Here is a 17,081-nt window from a genome sequence, read left to right as displayed (position 1 = left end):
CCAGGGTGGCAGGCCCATCCCCTAACCGGCGGCTGATCTGCGCAGTTGTCAAAAAACAAAACTCCCCACGGGCTGTTGCGCTTGGCGCACGCCCGATGAAAGGCATTGATATGACCAAATTTACTGAACTGGGCCTTGCGGCCCCGGTCGAACGTGCAGTGGTAGATGAAGGCTATGAGACGCCGACACCGATCCAGGTGCGCGCCATCCCGCCGCTTCTGCAGGGCAAGGACGTGGTCGGCATCGCCCAGACTGGCACCGGCAAGACCGCTGCCTTCGTGCTGCCGATCCTGACCCGTCTGCTGGCGGAAAAGAAGCAGGCACCGGGCCTGTCCTGCCGCTGCCTGATCCTGGCGCCAACGCGCGAGCTGGCCGCCCAGATTGGCGATTCGATCGCCGTTTACGGCCACCACACCGGGCTGACCCACGCTGTGGTGTTCGGCGGTGTGAAGCACGGGCCGCAGGTGCGCGCCCTTGCGCGCGGCCTCGATATTCTGGTGGCGACACCGGGCCGGCTGCTGGACCATGTGGCCGACCGCAAGGCGCGCCTCGATCTGACATCACTGGTCGTGCTCGATGAGGCGGACCAGATGCTCGATCTCGGCTTCATGCCGGCGCTTCGCAAAATCCTGCACATGGTCGGCAAGCCGCGCCAGACCGTGATGTTCTCGGCGACCATGCCGCCGCCCATCCGCGCGCTGGCGGACGATCTCCTGCGTGATCCGGTGACGGTGGCGGTAACCCCGCAATCGCGTCCGGTGGAGCGCATCGAACAGGCGGTGCTCTATGTCGGCACGGCGGAAAAGCGTCAGGCGCTTATCGACCTGATGGCGCCGGAGGCGCAAAAGCGCACCATTATCTTCACCCGGACCAAGCGCGGGGCCGACAAGGTGGCGAGGTTTCTGGCCGAGTACGGCCACAAGGCCGCAGCCATTCACGGAAACAAGAGCCAGAACCAGCGCGAAAAAGCGCTGGCGGCGTTCAAGACCGGTGAGATGCGCGTGCTGGTCGCCACCGACATTGCCGCGCGCGGGCTGGATATCGATGGCGTCGAGCTGGTGGTGAATTTCGAACTGCCCAACGTGCCCGAATCCTATGTTCACCGCATCGGCCGTACGGCGCGTGCAGGCGCGCAAGGACGGGCTGTCGCGCTCGTTGCTCCCGATGAGCGCGGCCTGTTGCAAGACATCGAAAAGCTGACGGGGCTGCGGATCAGGGGCCTGAATGACGCTCCGCCAATCTCCGGCCCGACGCGGCCCGTCCAGCCCCAGCGCGGCCAGCGCCGCGGTGGCGGGCAGGGTGGCGGGCAGGGCGCCAATCGTCAGGGCGGCCAGCGTGGCCAGCAAAACAACGCCGGTGGCGGCCAGCAACGCTCGCGCAACCGGCGGCGCAAGCCCGGTGGCGGGCAGGGCGGCCAGCGCCAGAGTGCGTAACAATTTTCCCTCCTCCTTCGAGACGGCTTCTGACGAAGCCCCTCAGGATGAGGGAAAATGGTTCCAGCGCTCCTTTCGTCGTTCCCGCTTGAGGCGTGAACCCGGTGCTGATGGGCAACGGCCTTCGCCCTTCGATCTCTGGACCCCCACCTGCGTGGGGGTGACGAAAAACGGATCGACGGCGGACTATTATCCCCGCTTCAGCGGCGCCATGTCGAAATGGAGCACCTCTTCACGCGCGCCAAGCTTCGTATAGAGCGCGACCGCGGGCGGATCGACGTAATCGGCCTGCACATAGACCACCCACGCGCCCATATCGTGCGCGATGCGGCGTGTTTCGTTGACGAGTGCCTCACCTAGCCCCTCGCGGCGGCGGGCCTCGTCCACGGCGAGGTCATAGATATAGATTTCGCTGCGTTCCTGCTCGTACTTCACCAGTACGTAAGCGGCGAGGGCGCCGACCAGCTTGCCATCTTCCAGCGCTGCGAGCGCGATGAAGTTGGGGTCGGCCAGCAGCCTGTCCCGATAGCCCGCCGAAGGCATCGCAGCCGTGTAGGTGTCCGGCTCGTCAAACACCCGCCCGAACAGAGTCAGCCATTCGGCAAAGCGGGTGTCATCACCGGGTGATAGCCGGATGATCTGCACAGCGCTTTTCCAGACCTACTCCGCTGCTGCCCGGATTGCGTCGGGGCTGGGCGCGGCGCTACGCACGGCCGGATCGACATGGGTTTCGAACTTTTCAAAATTCGCCACGAACATGTCTGCCAGTTTCAGCGCCTGTGCGTCATACGCGGATGCATCGCTCCATGTCTGGCGTGGATCAAGGATGGCCGGATCAATGCCGGGCACCGAGACCGGCACATCAAAGCCGAACACCGGGTCCTTGCGGAACTGGGCGGCTGACAGCGAACCGTCAATGGCAGCATTGAGAAGCGTGCGCGTAGCGCGGATCGGCATGCGATGACCGATACCATAGGCGCCGCCCGTCCAGCCGGTATTGACCAGCCAGCACTGCACACCGTGACGCGCGATCAGCTCGCGTAGAAGATTGCCGTACTCGGCCGGGTGGCGCGGCATGAAGGGCGCGCCGAAGCAGGTGGAGAAGGTGGCGGACGGCTCGTCAACGCCTTTTTCGGTGCCGGCAACCTTGGCCGTATAGCCCGACAGGAAGTGATACATGGCCTGGGCCGGGGTCAGGCGCGCGATGGGCGGCATCACGCCGAACGCATCGCAGGTCAGCATGACCAGGGTGGACGGATGATCGCAGACATTCCGGTCACAGGCATTGGGAATGTAGTGGAGCGGATAGGCGCCGCGCGAATTTTCGGCCAGCTCCGCACTGTCGAGATCCAGCTCGCGGGTTGCGGGATCCATCACCACGTTTTCCAGAACGGTGCCCCACATCGCGGTGGTGGCGTAGATATCCGGCTCGGCCTCCTTAGACAGGCGGATCATCTTGGCGTAGCAGCCACCTTCGAAATTGAACAGGCCATTTTCCGACCAGCCATGCTCGTCATCGCCGATCAGCTTGCGTTTCGGGTCCGCCGACAGCGTGGTCTTGCCCGTTCCTGACAGGCCGAAGAAGACGGCGCTATCGCCCTTCTCGCCGACATTGACCGAGCAATGCATCGGCATGATGTGCTTTTCGGGCAGGAGGTAGTTCAGGATGGTGAAGACCGCCTTCTTGGTCTCGCCTGCGTAGGAGGTGCCACCGATCAGAACGAGCTTTTCGGTGAAATTGATCGCGATGACGGTTTCCGAGCCATGGCGCGTGCCGTGACGGGTTTCATCGGCACGGAAGCTTGGCAGGTTCACGATCGTGAATTCGGGTGCGAAGTCCTCCAGCTCTGCGTTTTCCGGCCGGCGCAGCAGATGGCGGATGAAGAGCGAGTGCCAGGCCAGCTCCGACACCACGCGCACATTCAGACGGTGCGCCCTGTCGGCACCGGCAAACAATTCCTGCACGAAGAGCTCGCGCCCTTCCATATGGGCGCGCATGTCGGTCCAGAGCGCGTCGAAATGCTGCGGTGTCATCGAGGCATTGAAGTCCCACCAGATGCGGCCTTCGGTGTTCGGGTCGCGCACGGTGAACTTGTCGCGCGCCGAACGGCCGGTGTGCTGGCCGGTCTCGACCAGCAGCGCGCCGCCCTTTGCCACACGGCCTTCGCCGCGGCGGATAGCCTCTTCGTAAAGGGCCGGTTCAAGCCAGTTGATGTTCAGCTTGCCTGGACGGGTAATACCCAGATCCCGCAGATCGCGGATCGGCGTTGCAACGTCAGACATGATCTCTCCCTCAGACTGGCCCGCTTGCCGGGGCCTTGTCGTGCATGCCTTCCTTCTAGCCCCGAAATGACCGGCGCGCCAAGTGCGCAAAGTGCGACGCTTTCCCTGGTGCGTGATGACGCCTAGGCTTGCCGGTCTGAAAGCACAGGGAGTGTTGGCGATGACGGGCTTGAGAGAATGGCTGCTGGCCTGGACACTTGGCGGGTTCATGGTGGCCGGGGCGGGAGCCGCGAATGCGCAGGAGGGTGATGCCATGCTGGATGTTACTCAGGTGGAGCGCTTCGCCCGGCTGGCGCTTGATTGCGTGCATCGTGAGTATCCCAACAAGATTGCCCACGTGTTGCACTCGGACGCCGATGCGTTGCCGCCCAGCCAGCTCACCCCGATCTTCTATGGCTGCTATGACTGGCACTCGGCCGTGCATGGTCACTGGCTGCTGGCGCGCCTGATGCGGCTTTACCCGGATGCACCTTTCGCGGATGAGGCGCGCGCCGCTCTGGACCAGAGCTTCACCGGGGAGGCGGCTGCAGCAGAAGCTGCCTACATGTCCGGTGACGGCCGTGCCTCGTTCGAGCGCCCTTATGGACTTGCCTGGCTGCTCCAGCTGACGGCTGAACTGCGCGCCTTTGACGATGCCGACGCGCAGCGCTGGGCGGAGACCTTGCGCCCGATGGAAGATGTAGCCGTTGGCCGCTATCTCCAATGGTTGCCCAATCTCGTCTACCCGGTGCGTTCAGGCACGCACAACCAGACCGCGTTCGGCTTCGCGCTGGCCCTCGACTGGGCGCGCGAGACCGGACATGACGAGCTGGAAGCGCTGCTGGTGGAAAAGACGCGGGAGTTCCATCTCAATGACGTGAACTGTCCGCTCGCCTATGAACCGTCTGGCGAGGATTTCCTGTCGCCCTGCCTGATGCAGGCCGATCTGATGCGCCGGGTGATGACGCGAAACGAGTTCTCCGGGTGGCTGACCGCCTTCATGCCGCAAATCCCGCAAGATGGCAGCGCCGACTGGGTCCGCCCGGGCGTGGTGCTTGATCCCACGGACGGCAAGCTGGTCCATCTGGACGGGTTCAACCTGTCGCGGGCGTGGAATCTGGAGGCTATTGCCGCCCGCCTGCCGGAGGGCGATGCACGCATTCCATCATTGATGGCCGCCGCTGCCGAACACCGCGAGGCGGGTGTCGAGTCGGTTTCGGATGAGCACTATGAGGGCAGCCACTGGCTGGCCAGCTTTGCCACCTATCTGGTGACCGGCAAGGCGCTGGAGACGGTGCTGCCGGAGTAGTATTGCTGTGCTTGTTGGCATATTATGCCAATGGTTTGAGGAGGCGATAATGGTTACGCGCAACGTGGTTCTCACAGACAAGCAGGCTGATCTACTGGATGGGCTTGTGAAGTCGGGCCGTTATCAGAATGTGAGCGAAGCCATGCGCGCGGGATTGCGCTTGCTGGAGCGCGAGGAAGCGGCTCTGGATGCGCTGCGTGAGCGGCTAGGCCGGGCGGTTGCAGAAGCAGACGCGGGCGAATTCGTGGATGGCAGCGTGGATGATGTCATTACGCGCGTATTTGCCGATGCACAGTATCGGCATTCCCGAGCCCACAGTGAATGACGCGTATCCGGTTCACGCCGCAAGCTCTCGCGGCGCTCACTGAAATTGCACAGTGGACCTATGCCCGTTTTGGCGCAGCGCAGGCCGAACGTTACAGAACGGACCTCATCGAAGGCTGCAATAGCCTTGTCGCGCCGTCCGCTATCGAACGCCATTGCAAGGGGCTACTGCCGTCGGCAACTGATGATATCTCCTATATCCGCGCCGGTATGCATTTCGTCGTGTTCCGGCGGCGCGAGAATGAAGTCGCCATACTCGACCTCCTTCATGTCCGCAGCGACCTGGCAGCCCGCCTCGAAGCGCTGGCAACAGAGCCCTAGGTCGTCGGGCAGTCCTTTGACGGGGCAGGGGGCTCTGGCAGATCGTCGCCAGGCAGCGGAATGTATTCGTTCTCGCCCGGCGGCAGGGTGAAGGGTGTGCCGGTCCAGCCGCCGGCCGCGCTGGCGCGCCAGTCTTCCTTGGCTTTTTCGAGGCGCTCCTTGGAGGAGGAGACAAAGTTCCACTCGATGAAGCGTTTGCCGATTACTGCGCCGCCGAGAACCATGACGCGTGCGCCCTTGCGGGTGGTCAGCGTGGCCGTGCCGCCATCGATCGCCGCCATCTGTCCGGGCTGAAGGGCCACCCCGCCCAGCCCGGCATCGCCTGAAACGAGATAGGCTGCCAGCTCGTCATGGCCTTCGGGCAGCAAGAGCTCGGCGCCGGGCGCCATCTCCGCATGGAAATAGATAATCGGGGACAGGGTGGTGGCCGGAGCCGTGTGGCCGAAGGCGCTGCCGAGTATCAGCCGGATGGTCGCGCCGCCTTCGACAAATACCGGCAGGGTGTCGGCGGCGTGGTGCTCAAAGCTTGCCATATCCTCCTCGCGCGCTTCGGGCAGGGCAATCCAGGTCTGGATGCCGTGCAGGGAGAAGCCGCGCGCGCGGACTTCAGGGTCGGTGCGCTCAGAATGCGTGATGCCGCTGCCCGCGATCATCAGGTTCACTGCGCCCGGCAGGATTTCCTGTGACACACCAAGGCTATCGGCGTGGTGCATCGCGCCTTCGAACAGATAGGTGACGGTAGCAAGCCCGATATGCGGGTGCGGGCGGACATCAATACCATTACCGGGCGCGAACTGTGCCGGGCCCATCTCGTCGAAGAACACGAACGGGCCGACCATGCGTTTTTTGGCAAAGGGCAGTACCCGCGCCACCTGAAATCCGCCCAGATCCTTCTTGCGTCCGTCAATGATGATATCCGGCTTGGCCATAGGTATCTCCCTTCCCTGGATTGCGGCTTGGCAGCGCAGGCTGATTGAACGGACACCCTGCTGATAGTAGACAAGCGTTCTAACAGACTAGATGGTTTCAAAGGATAGCCAATGAGCGGCTCCACCCTGATGAATTTCGACGCTCTTGCCGCCGGTCCGGTGCAGCACCAGCCCTATACCTACCTCATGGCAGAGGATGTGGTGACGGCGGAGCAAGCTGCGCAGATCCGTGCCGATTACCCGGCCATTAACGAGCCGGGCTATCTGCCGCTGTCCAAGCTGGAGCGCAAGGGTGCGTTCGCGAAGGTCACAGACGATCTGATGAGCCCGCGTCTTGCCGAAATCCTCGGGCAAAAGCTCGGTATCGACCTGTCCGACAAGCCGCGCATGATTACCGTGCGGCGCATCTCCAAGCTCTCTGACGGGCCGATCCATAACGATTCAAAATCGAAAATCCTCACCATGCTGCTCTATCTCAATGAGCACTGGGATGAGAGCGATGCGGGCTGCATCCGTGTGCTCAACGGTCCGGATGATTTTGCCGACTATGCCGCCCAGGTGCCGCCGCTCGCCGGGCAGGTCTTTGCCTTCCTGCGCTCGGACAATTCCTGGCACGGTCATTTGCCCTTCGAGGGCGAGCGCTACGTGATCCAGGTGACCTTCCTGACCAGCCAGGACGAGCTGGACCGGAAGGAAAACCGTGGCGGCCTGCAATACTTCCTGAAAAAGCTGCTGCGCCAGCGCAACTAGTCTGCAAGGGCCGCCTGGCGATGTTCGCGGCTTGCGACTGCGCGGTTAAGGGCGATCAGGCTGCGCCATTCGGCATGGCTGATGGCCACGCTCTGCCAGCCGCGCGCGCCTTGCTCCGCCATGGCCGGGGCCAGCATGGCCTGAAGCGCCTCGCCGTCCGGTGTGGCAAGATACGCCTCGCGCCGCTGAAGGATGGCGGCCTCGCTGTCACGCGGATCGGTCTGGCTGAGATTGATGCCAAAACCGTCAACCGGCTCACCGGCCTGCATGACGGACAGCATGTCCCGCCCCAGCGCGGGCAGGTAGTGCGCAGGCTCGTGATAGACATCATGGCTGATCGTCTGGTCCGGCTCTGGCAGGGGTGTTGTGGATGGAGGCTGATAGCCGGAAAAATCCCACAAGACGGCCGCGCCGCCGGGCACGCATGACTGAACCGGCTCGCCCGCCTGCTCCAGAGCCGCGAAGCGTTCGGCCATCTCGCTGCGGAAATCGAAATAGTCCTGCCCGCGCCCTGCCGCGAAAATCGCTTCCTCGTTCCACGCATGGACGGGGTGGATATAACCAATGACCTGCACGCCCTCCCGCGCGAGCGCCTCAAGAGAGCGAAACAGGAAATCCATCCGTTCTGGCGATACCCGCATCGCCCTGTAATAGCGGAAGGTGGGCACCGGCGTGTTCATGAAACGCCGGTATTGCTCTCCGGGTTCATAGACCTCACGGAAGGGCGGCTGCGGCGCGGTGCCGGTCATGTTCTCGTGAACGGTCTGAACAGCCCGCGCAAACGTGTTGGGCGAGAGCGTCACCCTCGCGGTGGCCACCCAGCGCAGGCCATCGGCCAGGCGGCTGATAGGAAAGGCCGGCTTGTATTTCTCGCCGCTGGCAAACTCGGCCATGTCGAGGCCGACAATGAAGCAGCGCAAGTCCTCCTCATGCCCGGCAATGGCGGCCAGATGTGCCAGCTCAAACGCGTTGGAGCCCCTTATGCCGGCATTCCACAATCCGCCCGGCCAGTCCTCGACAGTCATGGGAAAGCCGTCGACCGTGCGCGAGGAGCCGGTAATCAGCGTGCCGGCCTCTACCTGACCGATCTGGTGGCCAACCTGTACGCGCCGCCCGTCTTCGTGTGCGCGGGTCTTCTCTGCGGTCAGGCCCGCAACGCGTATGCCGGTGCCGGTATCATATGGATCCACGGCTGCGTTGAACGCCACAAAGAGGGCGAGCGCGCTGCCGAGAATGATGAGGAAGAGGCGGGTATAGCGCTGCATGAGCCTTAAAAGTTGTAATAGATGAATTCGGAATAGGACCAGCTGGCGATCATGCACGCGAACAACAGGACGGCGAGGCCGACGCCCCAGCGCGCATTTGGCTTCCAGCGCTCCTTGCGCGGCGGTGAGACGTTCGCGGTTTTCAGCACATCGTCTTCAATCTGGCGGTAGAATATCTGCGCGGTCTCGGGCAGAGACCAGACAAGGATAAGGCCGATAATCGCGGCGATGAACGGCCCGTCGCCCGGATTGACCCCCAGCCCGTTCAGGCCGGCCATGCCCTGCAGCATGATTGATGCCGCCTCGAAGCTGGTTGCCCGGAAAAACACCCAGGTGATGATGACAAAGAGGAAGGTGCAGGCGCTGGACGCGATCCAGAAGCGCCCGAAGAGTCCATTCGGCAGCCACCGGTCCAGCACCCGGCACCAGATCAGCGCTGCGCCATGCAGCCCGCCCCAGACCACGAAGGTCCAGGCCGCGCCATGCCACAGCCCCCCCAGCAGCATGACGATCATCAGATTGGCGAGGGTGCGGGCATAGCCCTTGCGGTTGCCGCCCAGCGACACATAGAGATAGTCACGCAAAAACTGCGACAGGGTGATGTGCCAGCGCCGCCAGAAATCGGTGATGTTGCGCGCCTTGTAGGGCGCATTGAAATTGACCGGCAGCTGGAAGCCGAACATGCGGGCAATACCCATCGCCATGTCCGAATAGCCCGAAAAGTCGAAATAGATCTGCAGCGTGTAGGCGAGCGCGCCGGTCCAGGCGAGCCACAGCCCCACCGGCTCCCCGGCCGCCGCCGTATCGAAGGCTGCATTCGCATATCCGGCCAGATTGTCGGCCAGCAGTACTTTCTTGGCGAGGCCGACCGCGAAGATGGAAAGCCCGATACCCAGATTGGCGCTGATATCGCGCTGGCGGTCTTTCTCGCCCAGCTGCGGTGACATCAGGCGGTGATGCACGATCGGCCCGGCGATGAGCTGGGGGAAGAAGGCGACAAACATGCCATAGCGGCGCGGTTTCGCATCCGGGCTGGTGATCCGCCGCGAACAATCGACCAGAAACGCGATCTGCTGGAAGGTGAAGAACGAAATGGCCAGCGGCAGGGGTAAACCCGGCTCGGCCAGCTCCAGCCCGGTCAGCGCGTTCACATTGCGCACGAAGAAATCGGCATATTTGAAGACGCCCAGCGCGCCGAGATTGAGCGCCACGCCAAAGGTCAGAAGCCAGCCGCCACTGCCCGGCCTGATGGCACGGGCAATCAGGTAGTTGACCACTATCGAGCCGAGGATGAGCGGCATGAAGCGCACATCCCACCAGCCATAGAAGACCAGCGAGGCCAGGAGCAGGAAGATCAGCCCGGCCTCATGGCCCAGCCGCCGGTTCACGGCGTAGAATCCCAGCACCGTCAGGGGCAGGAAGACGAACAGGAATATCGGCGTGCTGAAAACCATGCCCTGCCTGCCCCCCGCGCCTTTCCGTCAGCCCTCGGTGCGGGCGAGTTTCAAAATGGCGTTGGCGTGGGTTTCGGTCTCCACCCTGTAGCCGCGTGAGCAGGCAAGCGAGAGTGCATCGCGGGCGGCCTCCACCTTGTTGATGGCCGGACGCTCCATGATGATCATGTCCGGCCATACCTCGCGCGGAGCGTTGGCAAAGAAGGGCGCCAGAATCGCCAGCTCCCCGCCCTCGACATCAATCTTCATCACGTCCAGCCGCGTAACACGCATCTCGCTCAGCAGCGTGGTCAGCATGGCCACGCGCACCGCTGTGGTGCGGCCAGCCGCGCCGTCATCGGTGACGGCGAGCTGCGTGCCGCCGCGATTATGACCGATCAGGCGCATCACGCTCTCGCCTTCATAATCGGCCAGCGCCACGCCGGAAATCTCGATATTCTCCAGCCCGTTGGCGCGTGCGTTATAGGCGAGGCGGCGGCGCATCTCGTCCTGCGGCTCCACCGCGATCACACGTGCGGTCCGCCCACCCGCCTTGGCGGCAACCAGGCTGTAAAGCCCGGCATTGGCGCCGATATCGATAAAGGTCTTGCCCGGCCCCATGGCGGCGCGCAGCGCCTCCAGCTCCACCACATCAAAGCATTGCGGGGTCAGGAAGGCGCGCTTTTCCGACAGATTGTCCATCGGGTGGAGGCGCAGTTTCAGGCCCAGCGCCTCAATATCCGCCACGCCGTCTTTTAGTGCGCTCATGGCCAGAGGTCTGGCGATGCCGGCGAGTTTCAGCCCGGTGCGTCCGGGCGGCAGGGCACGGCCTATCGCCATGCCAAGGCGTGAGGCGATACCGGGACGGAAACGGCCATGGGCGGCGCCGGGATCGGTCGGTGCGACCTCCCGCGAGGCGGCAGCCTCATCCATTTCCTCGAACGTTTCGGTGTGTTCTGGCGTGTTGGTCTTGTTCATGAACAGCGTTCTAGCAAGGGTTTGGCCTGCTTGTCGCGGGGCGTTTGCGCCTGCCGGAAGCGCTGCCGGGATTTGCCCTTGGGCGTCTGCGTGCTAACCAGCACGGCGAACAACACAACTCCAGTTCAGGGCGGACGGCCAAACCGATGAAACCCATTCTCGAACAGCTTGATGACAAGCGCGCTGCGGCGCGCCTTGGCGGTGGTGAAAAGCGCATCGCCGCCCAGCATGAAAAAGGCAAGCTGACTGCGCGCGAGCGCCTTGAGGTGCTGCTGGATCCGGGCTCGTTCGAAGAGACCGGCATGTTCGTCGAGCACCAGTGCACCGATTTTGGCATGGGCGAATCGAAAATCCCCGGCGACGGCGTGGTGACGGGCTCTGGCACCGTGAATGGCCGCCTCGTCTATGTGTTCGCCAAGGATTTCACCGTGTTTGGCGGTTCGCTCTCGCTGGCCCATGCGCGCAAGATCACCCGCCTGCAGGAAACCGCGCTGAAAAACGGCGCGCCCATCATCGGCCTTTTCGATGCGGGCGGTGCGCGCATCCAGGAGGGCGTCGACGCGCTGGGCGGCTATGCCGAGATTTTCCAGAACAATGTGCTGGCCAGCGGCGTGATCCCGCAGATCAGCGTGATCATGGGGCCGTGCGCGGGCGGCGATGTCTATTCGCCCGCCATGACCGACTTCATCTTCATGGTGAAGGACACCAGCTACATGTATGTGACGGGGCCGGACGTGGTCAAAACCGTCACCAACGAGATCGTCACCCATGAGGAGCTGGGCGGAGCGAGTGTCCACGCCAAGAAGTCGGGCGTCGCCGACGGCGCCTTCTCAAACGATATCGAGGCGCTGGCGCAGATGCGCCGCCTGATCGATTTCCTGCCCCTGAACAACCGCAACAAGCCGCCCGTGCGCGAGGTCTATGACGACCCGGCCCGTGTGGAGCCGAGCCTTGATACGCTCGTCCCGCCCAACCCCAACAAGCCCTATGATATCCGCGAGCTGATCGTGAAGACGGCCGATGAGGGCGATTTCTTCGAGCTCGCGCCGGACTACGCCAAGAATATCGTGGTCGGCTTTGGCCGGCTTGAAGGCCAGACGGTGGGCTTTGTCGCCAACCAGCCGCTTTCGCTTGCCGGCGTGCTCGATATCGATGCCTCGAAGAAGGCCGCGCGCTTTGTGCGTTTTTGCGATGCGTTTGAAATACCGATCATCACCTTTGTTGATGTGCCAGGCTTCCTGCCCGGCACGCGCCAGGAATATGGCGGCCTCATCAAGCACGGCGCCAAGCTGCTCTTTGCCTATGCGGAAGCCACGGTCCCCAAACTCACCGTCATCACCCGCAAGGCTTATGGCGGGGCGTATGACGTGATGGCGTCGAAACACCTTCGCGGCGATGTGAACTATGCCTGGCCGACGGCGGAAATCGCCGTGATGGGGCCCAAGGGCGCGGCCGAGATCATCTTCCGCAAGGATATGGATGATCCCGAAAAAATGGCCGGGCACGTGAAGGATTATGAGACGCGCTTTGCCAACCCGTTCGTGGCGGCCTCACGCGGCTATCTCGATGACGTGATCCAGCCGAGGAATACGCGTGTTCGCCTCATCAAGGCCCTGCGCACCCTTCGCGACAAGAAGCTCACCAACCCGTGGAAGAAGCACGACAATATTCCGTTGTAGTTCTTCGCCGCCGTTCCTGCGTTCGCCGCTCTTTTCGTCATTCCGGGCGAGCCTGCGGCGAGACCCGGAACCCAGAGTTTTTGCGTATGACGGCTGGGTTCCAGATAAGCGCTTCGCGCTTTCTGGAATGACGAGGGCTTGGGCTTCTCAAATGCGTTTCACCGGCGATAGGCCGGCGCCTAATCTCTTTCGGGGTCCCGGCTCGGGGACCGGGACCCCGGCGGGCTAGCAGGAAGCCCCCCTCAATAATGATACCGGCACTGCACGATCTGGATGCGGGCATCATCGCCCGTTCCGGTGACGCGGTAGACGAGGCGGTGTTCGCCATCAATGCGGCGCGACCACCAGCCCGACAGCGAACCCTTTAGCGGTTCAGGCTTGCCGAGGCCGTCAAATGGCGCGCGGCGAATATCCTCGATGAGTTTCAGGCAGCGTTTCAGGAGTTTGGGCTGCCGGGCGGCCAGCCAGCCAATGTCCTGAAGGGCCTGAGGCGTCAGCTCTACATTCACCGGTCCAGCAGCGCGGCAAGTTTCTCGGCGCTATGGCGCACGGCTTCGCCCTTGTCCGCAGCGGCGATGGAGGCTGCAAGGCGCGCGGCATTGGCCGGGCTTTTCAGCAGATAATTCGTCTCCTGAATGGCTTCCCATTCAGACAGCGGCACCATGACCACCGGCTCACCGCCCTGGCGGGTGATGATGGCCGGAGCCTTGTTGCCGGTGACGCGCTCCATCAGCGCTTTCAGGCTGGCGCGCGCTTGGCTGAAGGTGAGGATCGTATCCATGTCAAATTTGTACAGAGTTCTGTACAAATTTGCAAGGGCCCGGATGAGCGGGCATGACGAGGGGGGACATCTTAGATGCGTTTCACCGGCGAAAGCCGGTGCCCAGTCTGTTGTGCTGGACCCCGGCGTTCGTCGGGGAAACGCGAAGCGGGTGGGGTCCGGGAACCAGCCATTTTTTAAAACTTCTGGGTTCCGGGTCTCGCCGATGGCTCGCCCGGAATGACGATGGAAGGGAAGGGCGATAAGCCTCTAATCCGCGTAATTGCGCCTTAGCGTTTCGGACAGGGCCTGGCCCTGAAGCGCAAGGCGCTGGGCCTCCATCTCGCTTTCCGCGCCGCAGCGCGTGCGGCGCTGCTGGTGCTGGCGGAAGCCTTCATTGAAGCGGGCAATCATGCGCTGGCGCATGGCGCCGCCGGGTGCCTCCAGATTGAGCATTTCCTCCATGCGGCGGCGCCATTGCTGTGCGCCTGATCCCTGACACAGGAAGGCCAGCGCATGCAGCTCTCCCAGCACACCGGCAAGCTGTTCGAGCGGGTAGGTGGCGTCCGACTGCTGCGCGGCCTGTGTGTTCATTTGCAGGGGCGCAGCGCCCGGCTTGGGCGCAAAGGCCGCAAGGGCCGGCACGACAAGGGCGAGGAGGGCGAGGCGCGCGATCATGTGAGGTCTATTGGTCCGGAAAAGCGGCATGTTCATGGCGTGATGTAGGATTTTGAAAGCGAGATCACGTTGCGGGTCTCGTCCCAGCTCACCTTCTCAACGGCCTCGGCAAAGGGGAAGAAGGCCGCATCCAGCGCATCGTCGGCGGCCTCCGGTTCGCCTGCCACCCACTCACAGACATAGTCGATCATCACGTAATGACCGTGAGTGGCGATGGATTCAAACGCGCCGACAAGACCTTTCAGGCTCGCCTCTATCCCTGTTTCCTCGCGGATTTCGCGTAATAGGGCGGTTTCCAGCGTCTCGCCGAAATCCACCTTGCCGCCGGGAATGGACCACTGGCCTTTCCACGGCTCCTTGCCCCGGCGTATCAGCAGCACCTCGCCGCCGCGCCAGACGACACCGCCTACGGCAAGCTTTGGCCCCGGCTGAGCGCTCATCGGCCGGTCTGCGCGCGATGGCGCAGCATATGGTCGGCGAGCACAATGGCCATCATCGCTTCGGCGACCGGCACCGCGCGGATGCCGACGCACGGATCATGGCGGCCCCGGGTAACGACTTCCACCGGCTCCAGATCGCGATTGAGGCTCTGGCGGGGAATGCGGATGGAGGAGGTGGGCTTGATCGCCATGCGCACCACCACATCCTGCCCGGTCGAGATGCCGCCGAGCACGCCGCCATTATGGTTGGCGCGAAACGCCGGCTGGCCGTTTTCATCAAGATACATCTCGTCAGCGGCGCCCTCGCCGCGAAGCGAAGCGGCTTCCCGCCCCGCGCCGATCTCGACGGATTTGGCGGCATTAATGCTCATCATCGCGCTTGCCAGATCGGCATCAAGCTTTCCGTAGACGGGCGCGCCCCAGCCTGCCGGTACGCCGGAGGCCACAATTTCCACCAGAGCGCCGACAGACGAACCCGCCTTGCGGACAGCGTCCATATCCGCCTCCCACAGCTTTGCGGTCCCGGCGTCCGGGCAGAAGAAATCATTACGGCTGACCTCGTCCCAGTCCCAGCGTGAGCGGTCGATGGCGCGCGGGCCGATCTGGATGAGGGCGGCGCGGATGGTGATGCCGGGCCCCAGCACTTTGCGGGCAATGGCGCCAGCAGCGACCCGCGCCGCGGTCTCGCGCGCGCTGGAGCGCCCGCCGCCGCGATAGTCGCGCACGCCATACTTGACGTCATAGGTATAGTCGGCATGGCCGGGCCGCCAGCTATCGCGGATATCGCTGTAATCTTTTGAACGCTGGTCGATATTCTCGATCATCAGGCTGATCGGCGCGCCCGTGGTCACTTGCCCGCCCGTGCGCTCGTCTTCAAATACGCCTGACAGAATGCGCACGGCATCATCCTCGCGGCGCTGCGTGACATGGCGCGACTGGCCGGGCTTGCGCCGGTCGAGAAAGGGCTGGATGTCAGCCTCGATGAGTGCGATGCCCGGCGGGCAGCCATCGACCACGCAGCCAAGCGCGGGTCCGTGGCTTTCGCCCCATGTGGTGAAGCGGAACAGATGGCCGAAACTGTTATGGGACATGAGGTAAGCCGCCGGACGCGATGGGAGTGAATCGCGATCCTAGGGCGCCTTCCCGGTCACGTCATCTCCACAGTGGATCACGCCGCGCTTTTACGCACCCAGCGGGCAAAGCGCGCAGCCGGGGAGGACTTTACAAAGCGTTCATAGAAGGCGCTCAGCAGGCCTGCATTCTCCTCCGCCTGGCGTCTGGCATCTGCCTCGGCAAGCTGCCGGGCCTTCTCTTCGCGCGCGGCGCGCTCGGCCGGGCCTTCATCGGCGCCGCAATCGGCCATGGGGTCGCGTACCAGTATGCGCACCCGCCAGACCGGTTCGCCGATCGGGACGACAATCGCGCCAGTCTTCGTCACCGGAGGTACCCGCATCATGGCGCTGCGGCCATCCAGCTCGACCGTGCGCAGCCCGCCCACGCGCGCCTCGTCCGGCGTCAGCACCAGATCGAGCTGGCGCGGCGCGCAGACTTTCAGGATTTCGTGGGCCTTGAGCAATATCTGCAGGCGTGACAGCGTGTCGGCGGTCGCCTCCACATGGTCGGGATGGACCGCTTTGACCTTCGCCCGGAAGGCGGATTTCACCGATGCGTAATCGCTGTCGGGTTCCAGCCCCAACACGCGGTACGCCGCACAAATGGCTTCGCTCGCACTGCTCATCGGCGCAAACTAGCCGCATGCCGGTTGGCGAAAGGTTGACGATATGGCGCGCTGCGTCATTTCTGCGCCCATGACTGTCATTTTGTTAAGGAGCCTTCCCCATGGCCTCACGCGATATCATTCCGCCGAGCCCCAGCGAGGCCGACTACCAGCGTGAAGCCGGCCAGGGCGATGTGCCCCTCACACATGGCAATGACCCGTTTGCGCTGTTTGCCGAATGGCTGGCGCAGGCGAGGGAAAAAGAGCCCAATGACCCCAATGCGATGGCGCTGGCGACCGTCGATGCGGACGGGCTTCCCGATGTGCGCATGGTGCTCCTGAAGGATGCCGATGCGCGCGGCTTCGTCTTCTACACGAATCTGGAAAGCGCCAAGGGCAACCAGCTGGCGGCCGTCTCCAAAGCTGCCCTCTGCTTCCACTGGAAATCATTGCGCCGTCAGATCCGGGTGCGGGGCATTGTCGAGCCGGTGAGCGATGCGGAGGCCGATGCCTATTTTGCGAGCCGGGCGCGCGACAGCCGGATCGGTGCCTGGGCATCATCCCAGTCGCGCCCGCTGGAAAGCCGCCATGCACTGGAAAAGAATGTCGCGAAATTTGCCGCGAAGTTTGGCCTCGGCGAGATTCCGCGCCCTGAATTCTGGAGCGGATACCGGGTAAGGCCGTTGCGCATCGAGTTCTGGCGTGACCGCCCGTTCCGCCTGCACGACCGGCTGGTTTTCGAACGGGGCGATTTGGACTCGCCCTTTACGCAGACAAGGCTCTATCCTTAGGCGGCATGAAGA

Annotated in this window: 19 protein-coding genes; 7 read left to right on the top strand and 12 right to left on the bottom strand. The window is 63.3% G+C overall.

Annotated elements, in window-relative coordinates; genetic code table 11:
* Window positions 1-110: 110 nt before the first annotated feature.
* Window positions 111-1,433 carry a DEAD/DEAH box helicase gene (locus IEV75_RS12085; protein ID WP_188452833.1) on the top strand — a complete coding sequence of 441 codons (1,323 nt, stop codon included), beginning with the start codon at window positions 111-113 and terminating at the stop codon, window positions 1,431-1,433.
* A 189-nt stretch (window positions 1,434-1,622) separates the two neighbouring features.
* Here the strand turns inward: IEV75_RS12085 and IEV75_RS12080 are convergent, their stop codons facing one another.
* Both IEV75_RS12080 and IEV75_RS12075 read right to left on the bottom strand, forming a co-directional pair.
* Window positions 1,623-2,078 carry an AAC(3)-I family aminoglycoside N-acetyltransferase gene (locus IEV75_RS12080; RefSeq protein WP_188452832.1) on the bottom strand — a complete coding sequence of 152 codons (456 nt, stop codon included), beginning with the start codon at window positions 2,076-2,078 and terminating at the stop codon, window positions 1,623-1,625.
* A gap of 15 nt (window positions 2,079-2,093) precedes the next feature.
* Window positions 2,094-3,716: a phosphoenolpyruvate carboxykinase gene (locus IEV75_RS12075; RefSeq protein ID WP_188452831.1), complete on the bottom strand. Its 1,623-nt coding sequence runs from the start codon at window positions 3,714-3,716 to the stop codon at window positions 2,094-2,096.
* A gap of 160 nt (window positions 3,717-3,876) precedes the next feature.
* Between IEV75_RS12075 and IEV75_RS12070 the strand changes: the two genes are divergently transcribed.
* From IEV75_RS12070 to IEV75_RS12060, 3 genes are read left to right on the top strand one after another with little or no spacing between them, the layout of a single operon-like run.
* Entirely contained in the window at window positions 3,877-5,004 is a 1,128-nt protein-coding gene (locus IEV75_RS12070; protein WP_233351853.1) for a DUF2891 domain-containing protein, read from the top strand.
* Between the two features lie 49 nt (window positions 5,005-5,053).
* Window positions 5,054-5,329 (top strand): type II toxin-antitoxin system ParD family antitoxin, encoded by a 276-nt coding sequence (locus tag IEV75_RS12065; protein WP_188452830.1) that lies wholly within the window; start codon window positions 5,054-5,056, stop codon window positions 5,327-5,329.
* Entirely contained in the window at window positions 5,326-5,649 is a 324-nt protein-coding gene (locus IEV75_RS12060) for a type II toxin-antitoxin system RelE/ParE family toxin (RefSeq protein WP_188452829.1), read from the top strand. The genes IEV75_RS12065 and IEV75_RS12060 overlap by 4 nt, the downstream gene beginning before the upstream one ends.
* On the opposite strand, the gene IEV75_RS12055 is transcribed toward IEV75_RS12060, so the two are convergent.
* Complete coding sequence (locus IEV75_RS12055) at window positions 5,646-6,578, bottom strand: pirin family protein (protein ID WP_188452828.1); 933 nt, start codon at window positions 6,576-6,578, stop codon at window positions 5,646-5,648. The genes IEV75_RS12060 and IEV75_RS12055 overlap by 4 nt on opposite strands.
* A gap of 111 nt (window positions 6,579-6,689) precedes the next feature.
* Between IEV75_RS12055 and IEV75_RS12050 the strand changes: the two genes are divergently transcribed.
* Entirely contained in the window at window positions 6,690-7,328 is a 639-nt protein-coding gene (locus IEV75_RS12050; protein WP_188452827.1) for a 2OG-Fe(II) oxygenase, read from the top strand.
* On the opposite strand, the gene IEV75_RS12045 is transcribed toward IEV75_RS12050, so the two are convergent.
* From IEV75_RS12045 to IEV75_RS12035, 3 genes are read right to left on the bottom strand one after another with little or no spacing between them, the layout of a single operon-like run.
* The gene (locus IEV75_RS12045; RefSeq protein WP_188452826.1) at window positions 7,325-8,593 is read right to left on the bottom strand and encodes a hypothetical protein; all 1,269 of its coding nucleotides are present in this window, start codon (window positions 8,591-8,593) and stop codon (window positions 7,325-7,327) included. The genes IEV75_RS12050 and IEV75_RS12045 overlap by 4 nt on opposite strands.
* 5 nt (window positions 8,594-8,598) lie before the next feature.
* Window positions 8,599-10,047 (bottom strand): MBOAT family O-acyltransferase, encoded by a 1,449-nt coding sequence (locus tag IEV75_RS12040; protein WP_188452825.1) that lies wholly within the window; start codon window positions 10,045-10,047, stop codon window positions 8,599-8,601.
* Between the two features lie 27 nt (window positions 10,048-10,074).
* Window positions 10,075-11,004 (bottom strand): FkbM family methyltransferase, encoded by a 930-nt coding sequence (locus IEV75_RS12035; RefSeq protein ID WP_188452824.1) that lies wholly within the window; start codon window positions 11,002-11,004, stop codon window positions 10,075-10,077.
* Between the two features lie 146 nt (window positions 11,005-11,150).
* Between IEV75_RS12035 and IEV75_RS12030 the strand changes: the two genes are divergently transcribed.
* Complete coding sequence (locus IEV75_RS12030) at window positions 11,151-12,683, top strand: acyl-CoA carboxylase subunit beta (protein ID WP_188452823.1); 1,533 nt, start codon at window positions 11,151-11,153, stop codon at window positions 12,681-12,683.
* A gap of 242 nt (window positions 12,684-12,925) precedes the next feature.
* On the opposite strand, the gene IEV75_RS12025 is transcribed toward IEV75_RS12030, so the two are convergent.
* From IEV75_RS12025 to IEV75_RS12000, 6 genes are all read right to left on the bottom strand, one after another.
* Window positions 12,926-13,192 (bottom strand): Txe/YoeB family addiction module toxin, encoded by a 267-nt coding sequence (locus IEV75_RS12025; RefSeq protein ID WP_188452822.1) that lies wholly within the window; start codon window positions 13,190-13,192, stop codon window positions 12,926-12,928.
* A complete protein-coding gene (locus IEV75_RS12020; protein ID WP_188452821.1) occupies window positions 13,189-13,464 on the bottom strand; it encodes a type II toxin-antitoxin system Phd/YefM family antitoxin in 276 nt (91 codons plus the stop codon). Before IEV75_RS12020 ends, IEV75_RS12025 begins: the two co-directional genes overlap by 4 nt.
* 249 nt (window positions 13,465-13,713) lie before the next feature.
* Window positions 13,714-14,121 carry a TIGR02301 family protein gene (locus IEV75_RS12015; protein ID WP_188452820.1) on the bottom strand — a complete coding sequence of 136 codons (408 nt, stop codon included), beginning with the start codon at window positions 14,119-14,121 and terminating at the stop codon, window positions 13,714-13,716.
* Between the two features lie 32 nt (window positions 14,122-14,153).
* Entirely contained in the window at window positions 14,154-14,561 is a 408-nt protein-coding gene (locus IEV75_RS12010) for an NUDIX hydrolase (RefSeq protein ID WP_188452819.1), read from the bottom strand.
* On the bottom strand, window positions 14,558-15,652 hold the full coding sequence (aroC, locus tag IEV75_RS12005) for a chorismate synthase (protein ID WP_188452818.1): 1,095 nt from the start codon (window positions 15,650-15,652) through the stop codon (window positions 14,558-14,560). The genes IEV75_RS12010 and aroC overlap by 4 nt, the downstream gene beginning before the upstream one ends.
* A gap of 77 nt (window positions 15,653-15,729) precedes the next feature.
* Entirely contained in the window at window positions 15,730-16,299 is a 570-nt protein-coding gene (locus tag IEV75_RS12000; protein WP_188452817.1) for a J domain-containing protein, read from the bottom strand.
* A gap of 101 nt (window positions 16,300-16,400) precedes the next feature.
* Here IEV75_RS12000 and pdxH point away from each other — a divergent pair, with 101 nt between their 5' ends.
* Window positions 16,401-17,069, top strand: a complete 669-nt coding sequence (gene pdxH / locus IEV75_RS11995; RefSeq protein WP_188452816.1) for a pyridoxamine 5'-phosphate oxidase — start codon at window positions 16,401-16,403, stop codon at window positions 17,067-17,069.
* The last annotated feature ends 12 nt before the right edge of the window (window positions 17,070-17,081 follow it).

It is taken from the genome of Glycocaulis albus, assembly GCF_014639075.1.
In the GTDB taxonomy this organism is placed as follows: domain Bacteria; phylum Pseudomonadota; class Alphaproteobacteria; order Caulobacterales; family Maricaulaceae; genus Glycocaulis; species Glycocaulis albus.
Note: the sequence above shows the minus strand (reverse complement) of the source record. Positions and strands in the feature narration are given on the sequence as shown.